The 24,164-nt window shown below is 40.2% G+C and carries 26 protein-coding genes; 14 read left to right on the plus strand and 12 right to left on the minus strand.

The features are described 5' to 3' along the window. The 3 genes from KW060_RS07035 to KW060_RS07045 are packed head-to-tail and all read right to left on the minus strand — an operon-like array spanning nt 1 to nt 1,622. A complete protein-coding gene (locus KW060_RS07035; RefSeq protein WP_249034103.1) occupies nt 1-534 on the minus strand; it encodes a GNAT family N-acetyltransferase in 534 nt (177 codons plus the stop codon). Nucleotides 535-537: 3 nt separating this feature from the next. Continuing rightward, nucleotides 538-1,218, minus strand: a complete 681-nt coding sequence (locus KW060_RS07040) for an SDR family NAD(P)-dependent oxidoreductase (RefSeq protein ID WP_249034104.1) — start codon at nt 1,216-1,218, stop codon at nt 538-540. Further along, nucleotides 1,215-1,622, minus strand: coding sequence for a winged helix-turn-helix transcriptional regulator (locus KW060_RS07045; protein ID WP_249034105.1), 408 nt, complete (start codon nt 1,620-1,622; stop codon nt 1,215-1,217). Before KW060_RS07045 ends, KW060_RS07040 begins: the two co-directional genes overlap by 4 nt. Nucleotides 1,623-1,734: 112 nt before the next feature. Here KW060_RS07045 and KW060_RS07050 point away from each other — a divergent pair, with 112 nt between their 5' ends. The 6 genes from KW060_RS07050 (at nt 1,735) to KW060_RS07075 (ending at nt 8,735) form a co-directional block, all read left to right on the plus strand. Beyond that, nucleotides 1,735-2,385: a glutathione S-transferase family protein gene (locus KW060_RS07050; protein WP_249034106.1), complete on the plus strand. Its 651-nt coding sequence runs from the start codon at nt 1,735-1,737 to the stop codon at nt 2,383-2,385. A 261-nt stretch (nt 2,386-2,646) separates the two neighbouring features. Beyond that, a complete protein-coding gene (locus KW060_RS07055; protein ID WP_249034107.1) occupies nt 2,647-4,665 on the plus strand; it encodes a S9 family peptidase in 2,019 nt (672 codons plus the stop codon). A gap of 90 nt (nt 4,666-4,755) precedes the next feature. Next, the gene (locus KW060_RS07060; RefSeq protein WP_249034108.1) at nt 4,756-5,793 is read left to right on the plus strand and encodes a bifunctional transcriptional activator/DNA repair enzyme AdaA; all 1,038 of its coding nucleotides are present in this window, start codon (nt 4,756-4,758) and stop codon (nt 5,791-5,793) included. 56 nt (nt 5,794-5,849) lie between these two features. Then, nucleotides 5,850-7,796 (plus strand): alpha/beta hydrolase family protein, encoded by a 1,947-nt coding sequence (locus tag KW060_RS07065; RefSeq protein WP_249034109.1) that lies wholly within the window; start codon nt 5,850-5,852, stop codon nt 7,794-7,796. 56 nt (nt 7,797-7,852) lie between these two features. Next, the gene (locus KW060_RS07070) at nt 7,853-8,293 is read left to right on the plus strand and encodes a hypothetical protein (protein WP_249034110.1); all 441 of its coding nucleotides are present in this window, start codon (nt 7,853-7,855) and stop codon (nt 8,291-8,293) included. Nucleotide 8,294: 1 nt separating this feature from the next. After that, on the plus strand, nt 8,295-8,735 hold the full coding sequence (locus KW060_RS07075) for a GNAT family N-acetyltransferase (protein WP_249034111.1): 441 nt from the start codon (nt 8,295-8,297) through the stop codon (nt 8,733-8,735). Here KW060_RS07075 and KW060_RS15930 read toward each other — a convergent pair. From KW060_RS15930 to KW060_RS07090, 3 genes are all read right to left on the minus strand, one after another. Continuing rightward, complete coding sequence (locus KW060_RS15930) at nt 8,730-9,794, minus strand: ATP-binding protein (protein ID WP_420833164.1); 1,065 nt, start codon at nt 9,792-9,794, stop codon at nt 8,730-8,732. The genes KW060_RS07075 and KW060_RS15930 overlap by 6 nt on opposite strands. A gap of 3 nt (nt 9,795-9,797) precedes the next feature. Next, the gene (locus tag KW060_RS07085; protein ID WP_420833165.1) at nt 9,798-12,539 is read right to left on the minus strand and encodes a transporter substrate-binding domain-containing protein; all 2,742 of its coding nucleotides are present in this window, start codon (nt 12,537-12,539) and stop codon (nt 9,798-9,800) included. A gap of 145 nt (nt 12,540-12,684) precedes the next feature. After that, nucleotides 12,685-13,644, minus strand: coding sequence for a proline iminopeptidase-family hydrolase (locus KW060_RS07090; protein ID WP_249034112.1), 960 nt, complete (start codon nt 13,642-13,644; stop codon nt 12,685-12,687). A gap of 83 nt (nt 13,645-13,727) precedes the next feature. Here KW060_RS07090 and KW060_RS07095 point away from each other — a divergent pair, with 83 nt between their 5' ends. The 4 genes from KW060_RS07095 (at nt 13,728) to KW060_RS07110 (ending at nt 15,984) form a co-directional block, all read left to right on the plus strand. Continuing rightward, nucleotides 13,728-14,279, plus strand: a complete 552-nt coding sequence (locus tag KW060_RS07095; protein WP_249034113.1) for a GNAT family N-acetyltransferase — start codon at nt 13,728-13,730, stop codon at nt 14,277-14,279. Then, nucleotides 14,280-15,059 carry an acyl-CoA thioesterase gene (locus KW060_RS07100; protein WP_249034114.1) on the plus strand — a complete coding sequence of 260 codons (780 nt, stop codon included), beginning with the start codon at nt 14,280-14,282 and terminating at the stop codon, nt 15,057-15,059. Between the two features lie 79 nt (nt 15,060-15,138). After that, complete coding sequence (locus KW060_RS07105) at nt 15,139-15,612, plus strand: hypothetical protein (protein WP_249034115.1); 474 nt, start codon at nt 15,139-15,141, stop codon at nt 15,610-15,612. Nucleotides 15,613-15,630: 18 nt separating this feature from the next. Next, entirely contained in the window at nt 15,631-15,984 is a 354-nt protein-coding gene (locus KW060_RS07110) for a winged helix-turn-helix transcriptional regulator (RefSeq protein ID WP_249034116.1), read from the plus strand. A gap of 2 nt (nt 15,985-15,986) precedes the next feature. Here the strand turns inward: KW060_RS07110 and KW060_RS07115 are convergent, their stop codons facing one another. The 4 genes from KW060_RS07115 to KW060_RS07130 are packed head-to-tail and all read right to left on the minus strand — an operon-like array spanning nt 15,987 to nt 19,012. Further along, entirely contained in the window at nt 15,987-16,682 is a 696-nt protein-coding gene (locus KW060_RS07115) for a DUF2461 domain-containing protein (RefSeq protein ID WP_249034117.1), read from the minus strand. An 8-nt stretch (nt 16,683-16,690) separates the two neighbouring features. Continuing rightward, a complete protein-coding gene (locus tag KW060_RS07120; protein WP_249034118.1) occupies nt 16,691-17,641 on the minus strand; it encodes an MBL fold metallo-hydrolase in 951 nt (316 codons plus the stop codon). Further along, nucleotides 17,638-18,096, minus strand: coding sequence for an arsenate reductase/protein-tyrosine-phosphatase family protein (locus KW060_RS07125; RefSeq protein ID WP_249034119.1), 459 nt, complete (start codon nt 18,094-18,096; stop codon nt 17,638-17,640). Before KW060_RS07125 ends, KW060_RS07120 begins: the two co-directional genes overlap by 4 nt. Before the next feature lies 1 nt (nt 18,097). Further along, on the minus strand, nt 18,098-19,012 hold the full coding sequence (locus KW060_RS07130) for an MBL fold metallo-hydrolase (RefSeq protein ID WP_249034120.1): 915 nt from the start codon (nt 19,010-19,012) through the stop codon (nt 18,098-18,100). A 205-nt stretch (nt 19,013-19,217) separates the two neighbouring features. Between KW060_RS07130 and KW060_RS07135 the strand changes: the two genes are divergently transcribed. The 4 genes from KW060_RS07135 to KW060_RS07150 all read left to right on the plus strand — a co-directional run bounded on the left by KW060_RS07135 (nt 19,218) and on the right by KW060_RS07150 (nt 22,108). Beyond that, complete coding sequence (locus tag KW060_RS07135; protein ID WP_249034121.1) at nt 19,218-19,916, plus strand: hypothetical protein; 699 nt, start codon at nt 19,218-19,220, stop codon at nt 19,914-19,916. Continuing rightward, nucleotides 19,910-20,206 carry a hypothetical protein gene (locus KW060_RS07140; RefSeq protein WP_249034122.1) on the plus strand — a complete coding sequence of 99 codons (297 nt, stop codon included), beginning with the start codon at nt 19,910-19,912 and terminating at the stop codon, nt 20,204-20,206. Before KW060_RS07135 ends, KW060_RS07140 begins: the two co-directional genes overlap by 7 nt. Before the next feature lie 26 nt (nt 20,207-20,232). Next, entirely contained in the window at nt 20,233-21,165 is a 933-nt protein-coding gene (locus KW060_RS07145; protein ID WP_249034123.1) for a tetratricopeptide repeat protein, read from the plus strand. A 121-nt stretch (nt 21,166-21,286) separates the two neighbouring features. Beyond that, a complete protein-coding gene (locus KW060_RS07150) occupies nt 21,287-22,108 on the plus strand; it encodes a formylglycine-generating enzyme family protein (RefSeq protein ID WP_274757347.1) in 822 nt (273 codons plus the stop codon). A 276-nt stretch (nt 22,109-22,384) separates the two neighbouring features. Here KW060_RS07150 and KW060_RS07155 read toward each other — a convergent pair whose 3' ends face one another. Then, nucleotides 22,385-23,545, minus strand: coding sequence for a diaminopropionate ammonia-lyase (locus KW060_RS07155; protein WP_249034126.1), 1,161 nt, complete (start codon nt 23,543-23,545; stop codon nt 22,385-22,387). Nucleotides 23,546-23,557: 12 nt separating this feature from the next. Next, entirely contained in the window at nt 23,558-24,118 is a 561-nt protein-coding gene (locus tag KW060_RS07160) for a DUF924 family protein (protein WP_249034127.1), read from the minus strand. Nucleotides 24,119-24,164: the final 46 nt, after the last annotated feature.

The following is a 24,164-nucleotide window of genomic DNA, read 5'->3' on the forward strand; positions in this document are numbered from 1 at the left end:
CTATAGTTCTTTTATCCAAACAGTAAAATCACATTCGGTTGCAAATTCATCCATGCGGTGTGGCGAAATTTCTTCAAATGGTCTGGACTTTGTTGGGATATAACCAATGCGGCCATACCATTCTTTTAAAAATTCTTTGGATGGGTTTTCCCAGTGTCGTGGCGTTAATAATTCAAGTTGCATATTGGTATAACCATTTTCACGGGCATGATTTTCACATGTAGCAACAAGCTCGCGACCAATTCCTTCGCTGCGCCTATCCGGGTCCGCCACTAGCATGCCAAAGGCTAGCGTCTGGTCATCAATATGTTCAATTCTGACGGATCCAACGATTTCATCGTCAATGCGGGCAATGAATATTTCACCGTTCTTAACAAACTTTTCAACCTCTGCATCATATGTGCGGCCAGAATTATCAGGTTTCCACATATCACCTTCAACCGATGCATATACTTCATTTATTAAATTTACCAGTGAACGGATCGTCTCTGGACTTGTATCATTTGAATTGGATTGTGTTATTCTCAATGACATAAGTTACCACGCAATAGGTTTTAATTGATTAAAGAAACCACCATTGGGGCCATCATCCGGTAGTGTCGCCAACCATTTAATGGTTTCTACGCCTTCTTCTACGGCAAGTGGTGCGGAAGGGCCACCCATATCTGTTCTAAGCCATCCTGGGTTCACCGAGTTCACCTTTACATTATTTGGAAGGTCAGATGACATATTCAGTGTTAAGGCATTCAGCGCTGCTTTGCTGACGCTATAGGATAGGGGGCCATCCAAACCATCGGCAAATGATCCCCAATCCGATGTAACATTGACGATGCGGCCGTATCCTCTTTTAATCATATGGGGAAGAATAACCTGAATTAAATCAAACGGGGCGAGCAAGTTAACCTGCATTGATTGATAGAAATCTTCTGGTGATGCCGTTGAAATGGTTCCGTTCGTTAAAATTGCACCATTATTGATCAGCACATCGATACCGCCATGAACGGTTAATATATCTTGGGCCTGTTTTCTTAATTCCCCACTATCAGATAAATCAATCTTGACCGCAAATATATCACCTTGCTGCTGGCTCGCGATTTCTTTTCCTGTTTCAAGGTCGCGACAGCCCAAAAGAACTTTATACCCGTCTTTTGCCATTGCTTTAACGGTTTCAAGCCCAAGCCCACGATTGCCGCCTGTTATCAATACTGTTTTGGTCATAAGTTTTCCATTATTTCATTACTTAAAACTTCAGGGTCATTTCGTAATTTTTCAATAAAATCCTTGGGGACTTCTGTCACAGGATCATATATCTCTGCCCAGTTTATCATCGCAAACATTACAGGTAAGAGATCTTTTCCTTTTTGGGTTAAAGAATATATATACCTCGATTTCTTTTCTGGGTCGGTGACTTTTCTGATGACGCCATTATTTTCCAGTTCAACTAATCGGCTTGCAAGGATATTCGTCGATATACCTTCGCCAGCATCAAGAAAATCCTGATAATATTTTTTGTTCTTGAACATTAAATCACGAACAATCAGAAAGCTCCATTTATCGCCAAAATTTTTCATGGCGAAGCGAATAGGGCATCCTGCCCATGTTTGTTTATTTTTATCTACCATGCCTTCAGTATAGAGGAAAGAATTCCACTTGTAAAAAGAAAGTAAAAATTATATCGTGTGATTCACTTGCAAAAAACAAGTGAAATTAATTTACAAAACCCAGGAGAAGAAAATGAAATTATACGCTGTCGTAGGATCCCCAAATGCGCGGAAAACAATGGCCGTCATTAACCACTTAGATGATTTGGATATTGAAATAGAATATTTGGATTTTTTTGCTGGCGATACGCAAAAACCAGAATTTAAGAATATAAACCCAAATGCAATGGTGCCAACATTGGTAGATGGTGATTTTACGTTATGGGAATCAAATGCAATAAATCAATATCTGGCTGATAAATCTGAAAATGATGAATTATATCCATATGATTTAACGGTAAGGGCAGATATAAATCGTTGGTTATTCTGGGAAGTGAGCCATTTTAACAATGCCCTTGGAAATATTTCTTTTGAGAGTATCGCAAAAAAGAAATTTATGGGGCTAGATAGTAATGAAGCCGTCATAAGCTGGGCTCAAGATAAATTAAATAGATTTGCAGCGATTTTAAATGACCATATGAATGGCCGTGAATATATCGTAGGGCACAATGTCACGCTCGCCGATTATGCCATGATCCATGTTGAATTTTTCAAAGACATGATACCGTTTGATTGGGATCCATACCCACATGTAAATCAATATTTTGATAGAATGAGACAGAATGTACATTGGCATAAAACGGCGCCAAATAGTCCAGAAGAGATTGGTAGAATTCCAAGTTAATCATTCTTCAGCACTTTAAAAAAAGCGCATTGATAAAACATATCCGTTAATCAATGCGCCATCACAAGGAAGATATTAAGCTTTAAATAACAATCTTATATAGAGAAAAGTGAGAACCCTTTTTAATGATTGTTATTATAGTAGATGTCTGTAAATGAATATTTGGATGCACGGAATTTATATTTAAATATATTCGAACCCTTGCCAAATCCGTGACATTACGTTTAATCTCTTTTCATCAATTATAAAAGAGGGCGAAAAATGAAACGGTTATTTATTCTTATCTCTATGATCATGATGATGCCTTTTGCGGCAAATGCGCAAAAGAAAAATTTTGACTGGATGGATGTGTTTGAAATTGAGTATGCAAATGATCCACAGTTCACCGCTGACGGTGAAAGCATCATATATGTACGCACATTTATGGATGTGATGAAAGATCGCAAGCGCAGCAATCTGTGGATCGTTGATACGGATGGGGATAATCACCGTCCGCTTACCATGGGATTAAATAACAATTCAAACCCGCGTATTTCACCGGATGGTACCATGCTTGCCTATACATCCAATGAAAGCGGTAAGTCACAAATTATGGTTCGTTTCATGGATACGGGGAAAACTCATCAGGTGGCGCAGCTTCAAAACGGTGCATCACGACTAAGTTGGTCACCAGACAGCAGCATGATCGCCTTTAGCGCCCATGTGGATGGTAAACCGAAATCATATGCATCATTGCCCAAGGCGCCAAAGGGCGCAGAATGGGCGAAACCAGCAATTTATATTGATGAATTACAATTCCGCCGTGATGGCAGCGGATATGTAAAACCGGGCAACAGCCATATTTTCGTTGTTCCGGCACTTGGTGGTACTCCGCATCAGGTAACAAGCGGTGAATTTAATCATTCATCTGATATTGCCTGGGCGCAGGACGGTGAAACACTTTATTTTTCAGCAAACCGTCACGATAATCATAAATCAGAAACGCGGGATAGTGAAATTTATTCCGTGAATATCGCAAGCGGTGAAATCGCACAAATGACCGGACGATTTGGCCCAGATTCAAATCCGAAAATTTCACCGGATGGCAGACGTATTGCATATGTTGGCTATGATGATAACCGTATGGGGTATCATAATTCGCATGTTTATGTGATGGATGTTGATGGCACAAATATTCGTGACCTGACGCCGGAATTTGATCGTAGTGTTGGTACGTTCCATTGGGTGAATAATGCTATTTATTTCCAGTATACCGATAAAGGGATCAATAAAATCAGTCGTGTGAATATGTCCGGTGATATTTATGATGTTACAGAAGGCGTAAGCGGTACATCATTTGGTCGTCCTTATGCAGGCGGCACATTTAATGTCAGTAAAAACGGTGAAATCGCCATGACATATGCGACCGCACTGGATCAGGCCAATATTGGGCATGTTGATCGTCGTGGTGGGGATGTTACCCAAATAACCGATATTAATGCTGATCTGTTAAATCATCGTAAATTAGGGCGCGTTGAAGAAGTTTGGTATAAATCAAGCCATGATGGCCTTGATATTCAAGGATGGCTTGTATACCCAACCGATTTTGACGCGAGCAAGAAATATCCATTGATCCTTGAAATTCATGGTGGCCCTTTTGCGGCTTATGGCCCACATTTTGCGGCGGAATTACAGTTAATGGCCAATAAGGGCTACATGGTTCTTTACACAAACCCCCGTGGATCAACCAGTTATGGATATGATTTTGCCAATGAAATTCACCATAACTATCCAAGTAATGATTATGACGATCTGATCAGTGGTGTTGATCATGTTATATCAATGGGTAATGTTGATCCTGACAAATTATATGTCACCGGCGGCTCCGGCGGTGGTGTGCTTAGTTCATGGATCATTGGTAAAACCGACCGCTTTAAAGCGGCGGTTGTTGCAAAGCCTGTTATTAACTGGACCAGCTTTACACTTTATTCCGATATGTCGTTATCGTCTGCAAAATATTGGTTCGGTGCAATGCCGTGGGATGATCAGGAACAATATTGGCGCCGTTCACCATTATCACTTGTGGGTAATGTTTCAACACCGACAATGTTGCTTACGGGTGAGGCGGATTTAAGAACGCCAATGCCGGAAAGTGAACAATATTATCAGGCCCTTAAAATGCGTGAAGTGGAAGCTTCACTGGTACGCATACCTGGTGCATTTCATGGTATTACAGCACGTCCGTCAAACTTGATTACCAAAATACAACATGTTGTGAAATGGTTCGACGAACATCCGTAAAAGATAAAAAAATATATAATCACAACATTCGGACGGAAATATATTTTGATCTTTTTAAAATGCCCTTATGATTAATTACGGAGCATAAAAATGTCAGAAGAATATTTCAAAGCCATAGAAAAACGTGATCCATCCTATGATGGGAAATTTTATTACGGCGTCATTACGACGGGTGTGTATTGCAAACCATCATGCCCGTCACGTGCGGCGTTACGTGAAAATATGCGGTTATTCGATACATGTGAGGATGCAGAAAAACAAGATTTGCGCCCTTGTAAAAAATGTAATCCACGCGACGATAATGCGCTGGATGTTGTTATCAAATATATCGAGGATAATTCAGCTGAAACCATAAAACTTGAGGAATTAGCCGATTTAAGCGGTCTTAGCCGACATCACCTGCAACGAAAGTTTAAAAATGCATATGGCGTAAGTCCCAAAGAATATCAAAACGGATTAAGGCTTAAACAATTTAAATCAGCTTTAAAAGATGGTGATGATATTTCGGGCGCGCTTTACGATGCGGGCTATGGTTCCAGCAGCCGGATTTATGAACAAATTGATGGCCGAATTGGGATGACACCAAAAGCATACCGCGATGGCGGGAAGGGTGAAGAAATTTCATATGCCATTCGTCCATGTTCGCTAGGGTTAATCATAATGGCCGCGACAGACCGCGGTGTCTGTATGATCCATTTTGGCGACAACGAAAATGAACTTATTTCACAATTACGCACTGAATATCCAAATGCAGAACTGATCGGGACGCCAAATTCCAGTGATATTGCTTTAAATGATTGGATTGAAGCATTCGAAAGACACATAAGCCACGGTGCAAAACGCCCTGATATTCCATTACATTTAAATGGAACGGCTTTTCAAATAAAAGTCTGGCGCTTTTTAATGAGCGTCAAACCCGGTGAGGTCATTAGTTATAAAGAACAAGCCGAAAGAATGGGAATGCCAAAAGCGGTAAGGGCCGTTGCATCCGCCAATGCCAGAAACAATATTGGTGTGCTAATTCCATGCCATAGAGTACTGCGTGGTGATGGATCACTCGGCGGCTTCAGATGGGGGCTTGACCGTAAACGTGCGCTTATTGATCAAGAAAGAAGAAAAGGGAATTGACGTTTAAATAGAATGTGGTAGGGTTCTCTTTTAAATTGTTGTTGGGGGATTTTACCTTGAAAAAAGTATTTCTATCTTTTGTATTTTTATCATTAACGTTAATCAATTCATCACAAGCTCAGGATGAAATAGCTCAATTAGCACAAGCTTTTGGGAAACTTCCGGAAATAAAAGATATTGATATCTCGCCTGATGGTACCAAATTGTTAATGTTGCAAAATTATCAGGGGCGTACAATTCTTGTGACAAGGTCATTGACAGAACCTAATGCACAACCAAATGGAATTCCTCCTTTTGAAAATCAGGAATTTACGTGGACTCGTTGGGCATCTGATGATCGTATCCTAGCAGGTATTAGATTTCCCTATACAAACAGAAATGTATTTATAGGTAGTTATGGGACCTATGAAACCCGTTTGATTTCAATGGATTGGACAGGAGAAAACCCTGTTAATCCCGTTCGGATAAATCCTGATCGAAGCAGACAATCTCAAATTCAAGACAATATTATTGATATTTTGGAAGATGACCCAGAACACGTATTAATGCAACTTGATTATGATGAACAATATGTGCCGTATGTTTATAAAGTGAACATCATGGATACTAGTAAGCCAACCCGAGTAGTTAGAGGTCGTGATATTATTGATTTCTGGGAAACTGATAGTAACAATGTCGTGCGATATGGTGAGGGTACTTCTGATAGACAGGGCTCAAGTGCTATGAGGCATGTTGCGTGGTACCGTAAATCAGAAGATAGCGGTTGGGAAACAGTTTTTGATCTTAATATGATTGAAGAACGTGCTCCTTTCCAATTTGAGGGTTTTTCACAAGACCCAAGTATTATTTACGTTACGGCAAATGATGAGAATAATCGTTCAGCAGCTTACACCTATAATGTAGATACGAAAGAATTCGTTGAAAAAATAGCCAGCGTAGAAGGCTATGATATTTCGAGTGTTTACGTGAACGAAAAGGATGAATTAGAGTTTTTTACTTATTACGATATCCAGCCACGAATTCATTATTTTGACGAAGAAAAACAGAAACTGCTAGAGTTGTTGAAAAAAACTTTTCCAGGAACATCAATTAATTTTCATGGAGAGTCTAAAGACGAAAATATAGTTGTTTTTGAAACTACATCACCAACCGAGCCAGGAACTTTCTATTTATTTAATAAATCTGAAAGAAAAATGGAAATGCTTGGCTATAATTATACAGAAGTAAATGTTGAACAACTTTCGGAAATGCAGCCGATTACATATCAAGCAAGGGATGGACTAACTATACCGGGTTATCTTTCTCTTCCAAAAGGAGGGGAGAGCAAGAATCTTCCTACAGTAATTATGCCACATGGTGGTCCACTTGCGCGAGACAACTGGGGCTTTGATTATTGGGTCCAATTCTTGACTGCACAAGGTTATGCAGTTCTTCAAATGAATTTCCGAGGATCGACTGGTTACGGTGATGATTATAGAGAGATGGGACGTCATCAGTGGGCTGGTAAAATGATTCATGATATTAACGATGGCGCAAAATGGATGGTAGAGCAAGGGTATGCTAACCCAGACAGAATGTGTATTGTGGGTGGAAGTTACGGTGGATATGCTGCACTACAGGCTATCGTTGATGATCAATCAATATATAAATGTTCAGTTGCATTTGCGCCAGTTACCAACCTTGAAAACCGCGTTAGATATTACAATGATTTTGGTGATACTAATGATTACATCGATTATATGAGAAGTAATGATTATACACTAGATGAAGCATCACCATCTAAGAATGTTGACAAAATTAATGTGCCAGTATTGCTTGTTCATGGTGTTGATGATCGTAGTGTTCGTGTCTCTCAAAGCCAGTTTTTCTATGAAAACATGAAAAGTCGCGATAAAGACATTAAATATATTGAATGGGAAGATGGAGATCATTTTCTTTCCCAACAAAAGCATAGAGTGGAATTTCTCGAGGAAATGGGAAGATTTCTAAAAGAGCACTTGTAATAAAGAATATAATGCCCTTATGATCCATTAATAATAAATCATAAGGGTGTTAATCCATGCGTGGGAAGTTTGCTCATCAGTTAGCTTATATTGGCTCAGTGTTATTCATTGCAGGGGCATTTATGCCGCTTGCGAGCCTGCCGGTCATTGGTGATATCAGTTATTATAGGGCGGATAATACGTTGGCGATCATTGCTGTTGCCTTTGCGGCGTCAGTTCCATTAATGCTTATGATGAAACTTGATAAATTATCTATTTTGGGTGCCATTGGCGCATGGCTGACATTGTTTTGGCCGGTTATTAAAAATATGGGTGGCGGCAATGATAATAACTTCCTTGATAATATCGTTGAGCAGGCATCAGACCCATTGCAGCGTTTCGCCAGTGAGCTTTTTTCAAATATCGACAGTTTTAGTTGGGGTGGATATGTATTCTTAGGCGGTTTACTTATCCTAACTCTAGGCAGTTTACTTTCCACAATTTCAGGGAGAAAATAATATGGTTGAAATTAAACCACTTTCACAAGATCAATATGATGATTGGTATCCACTATGGCAGGGGTATCTTACATTTTATGAAACAAGCCTTCCTGATGAAATTGCGGAGAATAACTTTAAGCGTTTCTTTGATGATAATGAACCAATTGGCGCATTTGGTGCTTATAAAGATGGCAAGCTTATTGGCTTTGTACATTATATATTTCACCGTACAAATTGGTCTCTAGTGAATACCTGTTATTTACAGGATTTATTTGCTGATCCAAACGTTCGTGGGGAAGGGATCGGACGCGCTCTTATTGAGGCCGTTTATGAAAAAGCAAAAGAAGAAGGGTGTGCACAAGTTTACTGGATGACCCAAAATCACAATAAAACTGCAAGACGTCTTTATGACCGTATTGCCGATGATCACGGGTTCATGGTTTACGAAAAAGATTTATAATTTCATCAATCGTTTTTCAGGAAGAATGACAGTTGCGGTGGTACCTATTCCGTATTCACTGGTAAGTGTAAATGTACCATTATGTGCCTTGATCAAGTGATCAACGATCGCAAGACCAAGGCCGGTGCCTTCTTCATCCAGCTCGTGGCTGTCATTTGTTTGTTCAAATGGCTTTAACACTTCCTCGATACGTTCTTCAGGGATGCCGATACCATTATCAGTAATTTCGACTTTTACCCCTTCGCCAGGTGCCAGTGTGATTGTGCAAATAACGGTGCCGCCTTCAGGTGTATATTTTACCGCATTGGATATCAGATTGATAAAAATCCGTTTTATGCTGTGCAGGTCGCCGTAAACTTCATATTCACGGTCAGTGTTATAACCAATGGTGATGTTCTTATCATCGGCCTTGGATTGGATCATTTTAAGGGCTTCGCTTAAACAATCATTCAGACGGAAATAATCTTCGCGTAACTGCCATTTGCCGGATTCAATTTTGGAAAGATCCAGTATGTCATTAATAACGGTTGCCAAGTGATCGCCACTATTTTTAATATCGCGAAGATATTCTTTATGTTGCGGGCTTTTAATCTCACCACCAAGGCCGTTCAGCATAGCGTCAGAAAAACCCATAATCGCATTTAACGGCGTTCTGATTTCATGGGACATGTTGGCAAGGAAAGCCGATTTTGCCTCATTGGCTGCTTCTGCTCTTGCTTGTGCTTCTTTCAGTTTTGTGTTCCAAATGGCAAAGAAAATAATGATAACACTAGCGAAAATAATAACCTGCCACAGAAGGTCATAATCAATTTGTGGTTCTGCTTGTAAGCCAACCCAATTTCTTGAAATGATGCCTTTTTGTTCTGTCGTAATTGATGAAAGTGCTTTTTGCATTGCGCTTGCAAGCAGGGGTAAATCTTTTCTGACACCAATGGCGTTTTCACTGCCGTATTCTGTTTCACCGACTGTTGAGATATTTGAAAGCGATCTTTCTGCAGAATGATATGTTGCGAGCGGTAAGCTGCCAACTGTGGCGTCTACTTCGCCACTTGAAACCATGGTTTAGGCGTCAACGATAGAATCTACCTCGATTACATTGATATTCGGGTAATCACGCTTAATCATGTCTGTAATATCAAAATCTTTTACTTGAGCAATGGTTTTTCCGCTAAGGGCGGCCATGTTGCTATAAATTTCGCCGCCTTGACGGCTGAAAATCATATGAGAAACACTGTTGATGCTACTGGTAAAAGTTAGATATTCATTTCTGGCTGCAGTTTCTGCCAAGATAGGTACGGCATCGGCGGAACCAGACCTGATCATATTTAAGCCTTCTTCCAGTGTTTGATTGCCGACCCATTGAAAATCAATGCCAAGTCTTTGTTCCATGATTTCGAGGTAATCAGCGCCCATACCGTCAATTTCACCGTTGTCATTGATGAAAATTAATGGTGGAAGATTGGGTTCAAAAGCAAGACGGACGACAGGGTTGTCGGCAAGCCACTCTTTTTCTGCATTCGTTAATCCGATATCTACGCGGCTTTCATTTTCAATCGTTGTGCGCCATTTAGAAGAAATTTGGCGAATTTCATTATCAGTTAAATGATTTAGCGCTTTATTTATGATGCTCGATAGGATTTTCTTTTCTTTAAGCGTGCCAAAGTGATGATTGATGGTTGGGTTGCCCATAATCATATCCTTACCGATAACACGTAATCCAGGGATAAAGTTTTTCTCAATAATGTAATTTAAGAATACCAAGTTACCAGGGACAACGTCGACTTCGGATGCAGATAGGGCGCGTAATGCATCAAGAATATTATCAAATTCAATGAATTCGTTGTCCGGCAATTTTTCGACGTATGCTTCAGATAGAATATAGCCTTTTACAAGACCTATCGTCTTGCCTTCTAGTTCTTCTGGCGTATCAATATCTAAACTATTTGTTCTACCCATAATGACATTCTGCATTTGCAGATATGAATCCGTGAATTCAATATATTTTTGGCGTTCGTCATTTTTATTCGCACTATGGATTAAATCAATTTCGCCTGAACGAAAACGTTGAAACATCTCGTTCCATGGAATTTCTTCTGCGTATTGGAATTCAAGTCCAGTGCTTTGTGAGATCAGATCAAGATAATCAATGGCAATGCCCATCATATTACCGTTTTCCGTATAACTGAACGGGGCGGAACCAGAAGGGTTAGTCACAGTCACAATCGGATTATTTTTAATCCATTCAATTTCTTCAAAAGTCAGATCAATGATGGATAAGTTGGTATTTAACCCCATTTCTTGCCAACGTTGCGATATTTCAAGAAATTCTGAAGTCGGCACTGTATCCATTGATTTTTGCAAAATATCAATCAAGATACTGTTTTCATGAAGAGCCGCGAACCTGTGATCAACGATTTTAATGTTTAAAAATTTATTCTCACCAATAATTTGAAGATTAGGGATAAAGGATTGTAAAATCGTAAAGTTAATGGTGATCATATTGCCAGTGTAAATATCGGCTTGATTGCTTGATACAGCACGTAAGGCTTCTTGAATTGTTCCGTATTCAATTAAGTCAAGTTCAGGATATAAGTTTTTATAATCTGATGTCGTTGAATAACCGGAAACTAGGGCAATTCTTTTGCCTTTTAGGTCTGCGATGCTATTTATTGGCTTTTCGCCAATTCGTCCGACATTGACCAATGGAATTTCAAGGTAAGGTTCTGTGAAGGACGCATATTCTTGACGTTCTTCACTAAGTGCTGCACTGTGTATTAAGTCCAGTTCACCGTTTCTGAACCCTTCCATCATTGGATTCCAGTGTTCTTGCTCGACAAATTCAACCTTAAGACCAGCCCGCGCGGTAATTAATCTTAAATAATCAGCTGCGAACCCACGCACCTCACCATTTTCAACAAAATTAAACGGGGCAATTGAAAAGGGGTTAGCAACACGGATTGTAGGGTTTTCTTTAATCCAGTTTTGTTCCTGGGTTGTTAAACCTAAACTGTCATTGGTAGCAAGTGACATATCAACTTGCCATTTTCTTGATATTTCCAGGAAATCTTGATTTGAAGTCGCCTGCATGGCTTTATCAAATATATCGATGATGATTTGATTTTCCTTTAATGCCGCAAAATGCTGGATGACGGATGGGTCATCCAATAACTTGTTTACATTTTTAAATTCAACATTTGGGATCAAGTTTTGAATGACAGTATGGTTTATGGTAACCAGATTACCTGTGAAAATATCAATATCCCCGTAAGAAAGTGCAAATAATGCCTCTCTAACCGTATCATATTGAATGAATTTTCCATTTGGAAATTTATTCATATAATCATCTGATGTCGCAAAACCAGCAATAACACCAATCGTTAATTCATTCATCTGTTCAGGTGAATTTAATTCCGGACCGCCAATTCTGCCATAATCAACCATTGGGATATCAATGTATGGAGCCGAAAAAGACATATACTCAAGCCTGTCCGCGCTCTTAATCACTGTATGCATAAGGTCAATTTCACCATTACGCAGCATTTCCATCATCACATTCCATGGTTTTGCTTCTGGTATTTCAATTTGCAAACCAACTTTTGATGAAAGTAAACGGATATAATCGATGGCGAGCCCCTCAACACCATTTTCATTGGTGAATATAAAAGGGGCAATTGTAGATGGATTTGCAATACGGATAACCGGATTTTCTTCTATCCAACGCTTTTCTTCTTCGGTTAAGGGGACGTTTGTGTCCTGCGCTAATGCATTGCCCATCATCACGCTTGAAAACGTGATGAATGACATGATGATATATGTGAATATATTTTGTGTAAAAGTATGCTTCTTAACGTGCACTTGAATTAACCACCAATAATTGTATTCCCTGTATGAGCGTTTATAATTGAAAAATGTTAATTTTCGATTAGCAAAAGCTTATTAAATGAATGTTTTATTGAAGGTTGTTTTTCAAAAACTCTCTAATGGTTGAAATGACCATGTCCTTGGCTTCACTTAAAATCGCGTGACCGGCGTTTGGAACGACAACGTTGGTTGCATTTGGCACCATATCTGCGAATTTTTTACATGATTTTGGTGCTGCTTCATCAAATTCGCCGCAAATCATTAACACCGGTACTTTCACTGTGTGGAGTTGAGGGCTGATGTCATAATCTTGAAGGGTACCGTTGGCTGTAAATTCGCTTGGCCCCCACATGGTGCGGTACATCGTTCTGTTGCCACGTTTTGCGTTATCACGAAAACCATAATCAACGCATTCGCCGTGGCACATATGCTGGTCATAAAATGCATCTTCTGCGGTACGGTATTCCGGATCATCAAATGTTCCGGCGGCCTCGTGTTTGTTAATCGCATCTTGGAAATGTTGTGGCATCATGGAAATCCATTCGCGATTATCAGCAACCCATTGTGGCGTTGAAATAAGCGGGCTTCCGAAAATCGCGGCTTTTAATCCCTTTTCATTTTTGACCGCATATTCAGCGGATAATGTACCACCCCAACTGTGGCCCGCGATAATGACTTCCTCTAGATTAAGAGCTTCTCGTATCTGGCTGATTTCCTTGACGAAATGTTCAACGGTCCATGTTGATTGATCATTAATGTTATCGATAAATTTTGTGGACATACCATTGCCAAGTTGATCATAAAGGATCACCGGATATTCATCCGCAAGTTCGACATACCCCATTAAACCACGGTGTGTTCCGCCCGGACCACCGTGCATGACAATGATGGCAGGTTTTTTACCAAGGTGTTCCATGCCATTCATTCGGTACCAAAGTTTGCCTCCATCAACCTGAATATATCCTGCTTGATCAGGGTCTTCATGGGCGAATGCAGTGATGCTGCATAGTGAAATTGCAACAATGGTCAGTAGGCGAAAAAATGTCATGACAAAAGCCTTTATATTTGTTTAAGTAACCTTATATCCAATTAAGACTATATTTTATTTTATTGCAATAGCAGGTGTTAAGAATGACAAAAAAATTTACCCCACGTGTCGCAACAATGGATGACGTTCCAGCAATTCGTGAACTCATGGATCTTGCGATTTATGAACTTCAGAAAGATTTCCTTGATGAAAAGCAGCTTGCTGCTGCTCACGAACATATGGGTATTGATTATACTTTGATCGAGGATGGAACTTATTTTGTCATTTTACATGCTGAAGGAACACCGGAAGAAACCATTGTTGGCTGTGGCGGTTGGGGTAAGCGCGCCACCCTTTATGGCGGTAGCCATTCAACGGGAAGAAGTGCTGAATTGTTGGATCCAAAAACTGACAGAGCACGCATTCGCGCGATGTATTGCCACCCTGAATGGGCGCGAAACGGTATCGGCAGTCTGATTATGGAAACGGCTGAAAATGCTGCCAAAGAAGCAGGCTTTACAAAGATGACGATGGGGTCAACGCTTGCTGGACGCCCGTTATACGAATATTTCGGTTATAAAGTCGTCAAAGAAGATGTCGATGTCTGTGAAAACGGTGCAGAGGTTCCAATTTTAACCATGGAAAAGGATTTTTAATTGATCCATCATACTGACCGTACCATACATTTAACGGATATTGTTTTCCCAAAAAACATCAACCATCATGAAACCTTGTTTGGTGGTGCGGCATTAAGTTACATGGACAAGGTGGCCTTTATCGCCGCGACCCGTTACGGGCGATGCCACTTTGTGACCGCGTCCTGTGATAATATTGATTTTGATAAGCCGGCCTTAAAAGGAAATATCGTTGATTTTGCCGCCACAGTGATTGAAGCAGGCAGAAGATCGCTTAAGGTTGAAGTCGTGATGAATGCCGAAGATATGGTTACCGGTGAACGGGTTACCTGCACACGCGGTATTTTTAACATGGTTGCGGTCGCGAAAGACGGCGGGGAAATTGCAAACTTGCCGCTTTCCGGATTAACAATGTCACCACATTCAAATGCTGATCCTGATGCCGACGAACGGATTGTCGAGCTTGTCTTTGCGGATGATACAAACCATCACGGCAGTCTTTTTGGCGGGCATGGTTTATCTTTAATGGCGAAAGCGGGATTTATTGCAGCAACAAGAAAGTGTCGCGAAGTGATGGTACTGGCATCCCTTGATAAAACAAATTTTAAAGCCCCCATACAAATTGGTGAAATCGTTGATTTAAGTGCCAAGGTCGTTCGGATTGGCAATAAATCCATGACGGTCAATGTCAAAATGTGGGGCGAGGGACTATTGACCGGCAAAAGAAGCTTTTGCGCGGATAGTGATTTCATAATGGTTGCAGTTGATGAAAATGGAAAATCAAAACCAATAAACCTTTAAAAATTAAAGCCACTAATGGCACAGTTGTTGCATATTTACCTATTGAAAAGAATGGATTTTTTTGATCATAGGGTAAGACATGAGCATTTCTGCCATAAACAATTATTTGTTGCAAATCACATCATCAAAATTAGAAGCGGATGGGGACAAATATGCCCATCAAAAATTGCCTGCGGAATTGGCCGTTGAGCGGTCAGGGGAAAATTTCGATGTTGTTAATGTAACAAAAATTGGTGATGGGCCGGGGCAAGTTGGCAATTATGATCTTCGCAATATGTCTTATAATGATATGGGAAAACTTGCGGATGATCTTCGTGATGCGGGTCAAATTGATGATCAAATTTGGCTTCATATGAAATTTGTGCCTGATTTATCAAGTGTCACTGGCGCGGAACCGATCGACCGAAACGCGCCGCGCGATTTTCTTACGGAATATGAACAACAATTGGAGGCAGCAGAATATTTCGGTGCGGATCAAAAAACCATTGATTTTAAACAAAAAATGTTAAATGTATTATATGCCTATAACCATCAAAAGAATATGGCAGTTTAAGAGTAAAGAGTAATAAGTATGAGTAATAATAAAAAAAGATCAAATTGTGCCGTTTCTAGCGGCCTTGATATATTCGGGGATAAATGGACCTTACTAATCATCAGGGATATGATGAATGGAAAATCCAAATTTAATGAATTTGAAGGTAGCCCTGAAAAAATTCCGAGTAATATTCTTTCCAGTAGATTAAAAATGCTTCAGGAAAATGGAATTATTGATAAACAAATCTATCAGGAAAAACCTGTTAGATATCAATATTTATTGCTTGGAAAAGGATATGATTTAATGCCGATCCTTAAGTCCATTTCAAAATGGTCAATGGATTGGGGTGCCGATGTATTCGATCCGGTCACAAACCCTTCTGAAATTTAACATTAAAATTCAATGCCCTTGGCATCGCAAATAAAGGCAAGCAACGGGGATGCTGCTTCAAATGTTTTTGTGACTTCTTCAAGAAAATCTGCCGTCATGGTGTTTTTGTAATCAGGTTCGTTTTTCATGGCAAAGAAACTTTTACGTTTGATGTCTTCGATATGTTGATGATCGGCATCATAACCACGTGGGGGGCGTTTTAAACCTTCGCCGCGAATTTCACCGAATGTTTCAACGATATCTTCGTGTTCGATAACCGACGACCATTTTTTCGGGTAATAACAAATGCGGTCGCGTATTTCACCCAGTGTCTTACTTTCTGGCAGCCAAATACCACCACCATAAAAAATACTGTCTTTTTTAAGATTGATGTAAAAACCTGGTGCGTGCGCATTTTTGCCAAGCTTATGACGGAATTGAATGCCAGCATTTTCTTTATATGGGCGTTTATCTTTGGAAAAGCGTGCATCACGGTAAATGCGAAACATTGATCCGCCTGACTTCTTTGGGATCGCGGTATAATGTGGGGTTATTTCCTTTAACCGTTCCCCCATGTCGACAATAAAATCCATACATGGCGTGACGACATCGGCTTCGTAGCGGGGTTTGTTTTCCGTGAACCATTCGCGATTATTGTTTTCACTTAATTCATCAAAAAATTGCCAGAACTCTTCTTTAAAGCCTTTAAAATATGCCATGTGTTTCCTTAATCAATGCCGAAATCAAGTGGGTCTTTTACGATAATACTAAAATCACCAAAATCATAGCTTCTTACATCTTGTCCCTGCGCGAATGGGGTTGTCGGGTTCAAAATATCCATTGTTGCCTGACGCAGTCTATTTAAATAACTGGCTGGCTGCATGGTTTCATTATGACCGGGAAGCAAATAATCAACATCATTTTGATAACCAAACATAATTTGTGAAGCCATGAAATAATCTTCAAAACTTGATGTTTCAGAATAAACATAAATTGGCGCAGGATAAAAACTGTCGCCGGTTAACATCATACGATTTTGTTTATCGACAAGAATAATACTGTCCGGTGAATGGCCGGGAATATATGCGATTTCAATCTCACGTCCACCAAGATCGATGATTTCACCATCAGCAACAAAATGGTCAATTTCAAATGGTTTACTTTCATAATTTGAAATATTGAAACCATCGGGCAAATTTTTCCAGATGGTATTCATAGTCATGCTGCTGCCGATTTCGGAATTTTTATGGCCTTTTGCATTTTCGGCAGTATATGGGTTATCAAGTCCGTAAATGGTTTCAAATTGATGATTACCACTTGTATGGTCGTAATGTGTATGGGTGTTTATAACAATAACAGGCAGACTTGTTAATTGATCAACCACGGCTTTTAAGTCGCTGATACCTTGAAGAGTATCAACAAGCAATGCTTTTTCACCACCGATTAATAGATAGCTTATCGCTTCCTGCCATTGATAAGGTTCATAAATTGCATATGTATTGTCGGTTAATTTATAAACTTCAAACCAGTTATCACCAACATCGATTTTTTCAAACCTCGACCAGCTTTCGCGGGGAAGAGCATCATACCAATTGTTGCCGGTCTCAGCTTCCTGTGTTTGTTCACAGGCCGTCAGTAATAGTATCGTTGATAAGGCTATTATTATTTTTTTGATCATAATGCGGCTTTCTTAAGGTGTGCTCTTAGTGTTTCTTTATCCATGTTAGTGATATCAGCATCCATAACTTTTTTTATTCTTTCATCAAGAATGTTAAATGTGGCTTTTATATTTTCTTCCATGTTTCCAAATTTTTTGGTTGGATCATCGAGCCCCCAATGAACATGAACAGCTTGCCCGACATAAGTGGGGCATTTTCTTTTCAAGACTTGATTACAAAGCGTAATAACAATATTCGGTTCCCATCCATAATGAACGTCCCATGATTTACTGACCAGATTATTGCAGCTGTATCGCTTATCTTTTAAGACACGATACGCGACAGGATGGATGTCATCGCCAGGATCGCTTCCGCCGCTGGCTGCTTTAATATCCATATACATATATTTGCGTGTAATCGATTCCGCCAATATGCTGCGAACCATATTGTTGGTGCTTAAATATAATATTTTCATTTTAATCTTCCGGCGGTTCTGCAACAAGGGCAGCGAAGCCGTCAAATTCATATCTGCGATGATTTTCTCGTGCTTCAAAATCTGTTTCAGGTTTTCTCATATCGAGAAAGGCTTGGTATAGTTTTCCTAAAAAATTTGGGTTTGCAACGATTTCACCATGCCCAGGCAGGATGTATTTTACCTGGCTTTCCATTTCGGCCATTTTTTTGGCTGACGCAAGATAATCCTTAAAGTTTGCGTCTGCCCTATGTGCCCATAATGTGGATGGATAAAATGTATCACCAGTTGCAAGAAGGCCTGCTTCACGGTCAAAGAAAAGCATACTGTCCGGTGTATGACCGGGGGTAAAGATAACCTCAATATTTCTGTTACCAAGTTCGATGATTTCACCATCCATAAGGTATTTTGAAATTTTAAATGGCTTGCTCTCATATGCACCAAATGAAAATCCGGCGGGCAGGGGGCCATTTACTGCTGACGGTTGAAGGGCATTTGTCCACGTGGTTTTCGGATGCCCGCTTGAATTTTTTCGGGTGTAATCTAATTGGCGGCCATAAACTGTATCAAAATGATGATTGTTTGAAACATGGTCATAATGGCTATGTGTGTTAACAACAATAACAGGCAGATCGGTTATCGCATCCACTGTATGCTTTATGTTGCCAAAACCCATTCCTGTGTCGATCAATAACGCTTTTTCTGAACCAACCATAAGGAATGATACGGTTTCCTGCCAATGATGCGGCGCAAGGATTGCATAGGTGTTATCATTAATTTGATATGTGACGTACCAACCCTGATTGGTTGCAAGATCATTAAGTTCAAGAATTTTAAAATTGCTTTTGTTATAGTCATCGGCGATGGCTGTTTGAAAAATGACTGTGCTTAGAAACAGCATTATAATTTTTTTCATCATGAATATGGCTTTCATTATATTTTTTGGTGCTCTCCCAAGCATTTTGTGTGTTTCATATAACAATTTTTTAATTGATCACTCAAGTATATTGCTTGAATAAATGCTTACTTAATAATTTAATGATGTTTTTCATTGGTTTAACGAAAAAATTGTGTCATAAATATCATATAAAATTTTGGAGAGAATAATTTAAAAGGGGCCTATTATGCGCACGTTACTTGTTCCGTTTATTTGTAGCAGTATTTTCGCGTTAACTTCACCAGCAGTATCTCAGGATATTCTTGATCGTCAATCTGACGATCCGCTTGTTACGGCGGCATATGCCAAGACGGCTACACCATCTGGTGTTCCTTACCGTGAAAAGGATATGGGGCCAAACAGTCAGGATTGGTTTGAAGGTGATCTGGAAACTGCAAATATTGTTTTTGCATCTTCTCCACTTGAAGAAAGTTCATATAGCTGGCGTGGACGCCGTGAAGGATTTATGGGCAATTATGCCAAAGCGGTTGATATCTTTACGCAAGGGCTGGAACTATACCCGGAAAGCTATGCACTATACCGTTACCGCGGTTATCACCTTGTTAGAAACTATCAGTTTGAAGAAGGCTTAATCGACCTTCGCCGTGCAGAAGAACTAATCGATGGTGTTGATGTGACACCTGAACAAGAAGGCATTCCAGGAAAATCAAATTATAGCCCAAGCACATTCAAGCGAAATATCTATTTCTATATCGCACAAAGCAGCATGGCGACGGGTGATTATGCGACCGTTATCGATTATATGGACAAATCATATGAAGCGAACATGCTTAGAGATAAGGATGATTTCCTTGTGTCGACTGTGTTCTTTAATATATGGCCATGCGCAAAATGGGTCGCCATGAAGAAGCGATCGAAATGGTAAAAGCTGTTCCAAACGGCCTCGATATCATTGATAACCATTCATATTATGATGCTGTGATGTTCCTAAAAGGGCGTTATAGCCGCGAAAGATTTGAAGGGCGCGCAGATAGCCTTGGTCGTTATGCAATGGCAATGGTTGATATGTTTGAATCACAAGAGCCAGCAGAAAATGACCGTGAACGCGCAGACCGTACAGCAAAAGCAGAAAGTGCAAAATCATTGTTTACCGAAGTGACAAACAATAATCCGAAAGGATATTGGCTCGCGGAAGTAGAGCTAGCGGCGCTTTAATAAAAAATAACCCTAGGGGAGTATCTATGAATAAATTACTGCTAATGATTGCGGTGATGGGCATGAGTATGCCTGTTTACAGTCACGCGCAAAGTCATGATGACATCGTGAAAGAGGCATACGCCAAAACACATACACCGACAGGACGCGAATTCCGCGAAACAAATTATGGTGGTGATTTTCAAGCAATGCTGGAAAAAGATCTTGAAATCGCAAAGGCAGTAATGGAAGTAGCGCCAGACCGTGCATCAAGTTATGAATGGCTTGGCCGTAGGTATGGTTATCTTGGCCGATTACCAGAAGCGATCGAAGTTTTTTCAGAAGGACTTAAAAAATTCCCTGAAAATTATAAGCTATACCGTTACCGTGGAAGGCATCTGGCGAGAAATTATCAATGGGATCAGGCAATTAGCGATTACAGAAAAGCTGCGGAGCTTTTAAAAGAGCATGATGATAGCTATGAACCAAATGGTATTGCCAATGCATTGGGGCTTACTATTTCGACATTCAAACAGAACATCCCATATTATATGGCGCAAACCAGTATGGCGATCGGTGATTATGAAACCGTTTTTGCCGGAATGGATGAAGCGATCAATGTACCTGTTAAATTTGCCCATATGGAACAACTGGTTCCGGTGACATTATGGAAATATATGGCGCTTAGAAAAATGGGTAAACATGCTGAGGCAGAAGCAGAACTTAAAAAAGTACCGGATGAATATGATTTGATTGAAAATGATCAGTATCACCGTGCGGTTAATTATTTAAAGGGCAATTACACCCGTGATGAGTTTTTAGCGATTGCAGATGTAATTGGGAAATACACAGTCGCCATGAAGGATTTATTTGACGGCGATGTCGAAAATGCGAAAAAGCTGTTTAATGAAACAACAGACAGCGGTCCACGCGGCTTTTGGCCATCAGAAGCAGAACTTCTAATGCTAGAAGGTAAATAAGTTCGTTAGGAGCAATCAATTGAACAAGAATATTTTAGGAATAATTTTTCTGGGATTATGTTTAATTGTTGCTCTTAATTATTTGATTTTACCTGTAAAAACAATAACACCCCAGTCTTGTTTGGTCACTAACCAGCAAGTATCGTTAAATGGTGGAACATTCATGATGGGGTCGAATGATTTCTATCCTGATGAGGCACCGACAGAAGAGGTCACCGTCAAAGCATTTGAAATTGATGAACATGAAGTTACCAATAGAGAATTTCGTAAGTTCATTGAAGCCACAAATTATGTAACAAGCGCCGAACGTTCAAAAGAGTTGGGCTTTCCGGAAAATGGTTCTGCGGTTTTTGACGCAGCAAGTTGGAAATTTGTTGCTGGTGCAAATTGGAAACACCCAGAAGGGCCGGGAAGTTCGATAGAAGGACGTGATTTTGACCCTGTTGTTCAAATCTCACTCGAAGATGCACTGGCCTATGCGAAATGGGTCGGCAGACGATTACCAACAGAAAAAGAGTGGGAATTTGCAGCGCGTAGCGGAATGGACGGTAAAGCATACGCATGGGGTGATGAATTTAACCCCGATGGCGAACATATGGCAAATACCTGGCAAGGGCACTTCCCAAGCAATAACACGGCAGATGATGGTTATATGGGGCGCGCACCCGTTGGGTGCTTTCCGGCGAACGAATATGGATTATATGATATCATCGGCAATGTATGGGAATGGACCCAAGATCCGTATTACCCAGACCGCCGTAACGCAGACGGTGAAGGGTATGACCCACGCCAACCGGACATTCCAGTAGGGGTGATTAAAGGGGGATCATATTTATGTGCGGCAAACTTTTGCGCAAGATATAGACCTGCAGCGCGCCATGCACAGGACACCGGGTTAGGTACAAATCACATTGGTTTTAGGACGGCTGCCGATATTCTTTAAATTTCTACATCTCATCTTTACCGTCATATGTGCAAATTGCCATAATTAATTGAAGGCATAACACTCCTACCACAGTTACTATAAAGGTTAAAATCATACCTTCGTTTTCAATGATTTCTTTCAAAAATTTGATATCAAAGATGTAAATCAATACAAAGTTAAGAGTTGCTACAATGAAGCTAGTGATTTCTGGGTTTGAACCTCTCATATTAAGTATAATTATTGGTAATATAACAAAACCTATAAAGTAAATTACCTGAATATAAGTAGGATCCATTAGCTTCCAACGATATCCTTATAAAGTTCCGGGTCGGTTGCCCCTTCGGTGCCGAATAAAAGAATACGGCTATCTGTGTTAATGCCAAGGGCAGCTCGCATTTCATCATTATCTTTGATTTCCATGAGTGCCGCAATACCTGCAACACCACTTTCTCCGGCTTCGACACCATGATCACCGCCGACACCCATGGCTATAAGACGCATTGCCGATTTAATGTTATCATCTGAAATGGTGATGAAATCGTCCGTGTTATCTTTCAAAATATTCCAACCGATTGTGGATGGTTCGCCGCACGATAACCCGCCCATAAGCGTTTCTACCTTGATATCCACCATGGTTGGTTTACCTGCTTTTGCACTTTGGTAAAGGCAATCTGCGGTTTCCGGCTCGACAATAACAAAACGCGGACGATGTTCTTTCCAAATAGCGGCCATATGGGCGCAAACAGCACCGGCAAGCCCACCAACACCACCTTGAACGATGATGTGGGTCGGGATTTGTTCTTCTTCCATTTGTTTGGCGATTTCATATGTCATGACCGTATATCCCGCCATAACAAATTTCGGTACATAGGTATAACCGTCATATGATGTATCGGAAATGATGTACCATTCATTTTCAATCGCGTCGTGCTTAACCCGAACGAGGCTGTCATCATAATTACCATCAACCCAAACGACCTCTGCACCCAGTAATTCTACGGCTATACCGCGGCTTTTGCTGACGCCTTTATGCATGTAAATTTTACAATTAATGCCGCATTCATGGGCACCCCATGCAACGGATCTGCCGTGATTGCCATCGGTTGCGGTGACAACAGTGAAATTTTTAAGTTCTTCTGCATATTTGCCTGACTTTAAATCTTCGTCTGTGATTTCCTGGCCTTGGTGCTTGGTTTGAAGATGTTCTTTAAGAACGCGAACAACTGCGTATGCACCACCAAGTGATTTAAAACTTTTAAGCCCGAAACGTTCGCTTTCGTCCTTGAAATAAATCTTATTAACACCCAGCTCATTTGCCATGCCGTTTAAATCCTGCAGTGGGGAAGGCTGATACCCGGACCAGTTTTTTATGCTCTCGTATGCTTCTTCGAAAAGTTTTGGATTTAAGACGTGATCGGTATTTGAATACTCAGGATTATTTTTAAAATGTTGCATCGATACTACCCATTAAAATGATGAACCGGGTTCTTTCAGGAACTCTATTTCTTCTTTACGGGAACGTCTACCTAAAATTTTATTTCTGTGTGGATATCTGCCAAAACGGTCAATGATTGCTTTATGTTTTAATTCAAAATCATAATTATGCTCTAATCCCGGTGCGCTGAATAATAGCTCTGCCGCGCGGTGAATTTCCGCTGATTCACTATGCATAAAGGGCATATAAAGAAAGGATTTTTGATCATTGTTTAATTTTTGGTCGTATCCTTTATCAACAGCCGATTGCGCCAACACAAGCGCAAGCGGGTCGGTCGCAAAAGATTGTTTTTTATCGCGAAACATGTTGCGTGGGAATTGATCAAGAATGATAATTTCAGCAAGGCTATCAAGCGGATCATATCGCCAGCTAACCAGTTCCCCTGCGGCGGCACGTTTATAGATATCGTGAAATCTCGTTTTTATTTTTTTATCAAGTGCGGTGCTTTTTTTCCACCAATCTTGGGGTGTTAATTCATTAAACCAAAAATCAATAACGTCTTTTGCTGTGACTGGTGCTTTTTTCTTTGCCATAATAATTACCCTAAAAATTTCTTTGGAAACTATACACTAATTTTAA

This window comes from Pseudemcibacter aquimaris (genome assembly GCF_028869115.1).
GTDB classification, from domain to species: domain Bacteria; phylum Pseudomonadota; class Alphaproteobacteria; order Sphingomonadales; family Emcibacteraceae; genus Pseudemcibacter; species Pseudemcibacter aquimaris.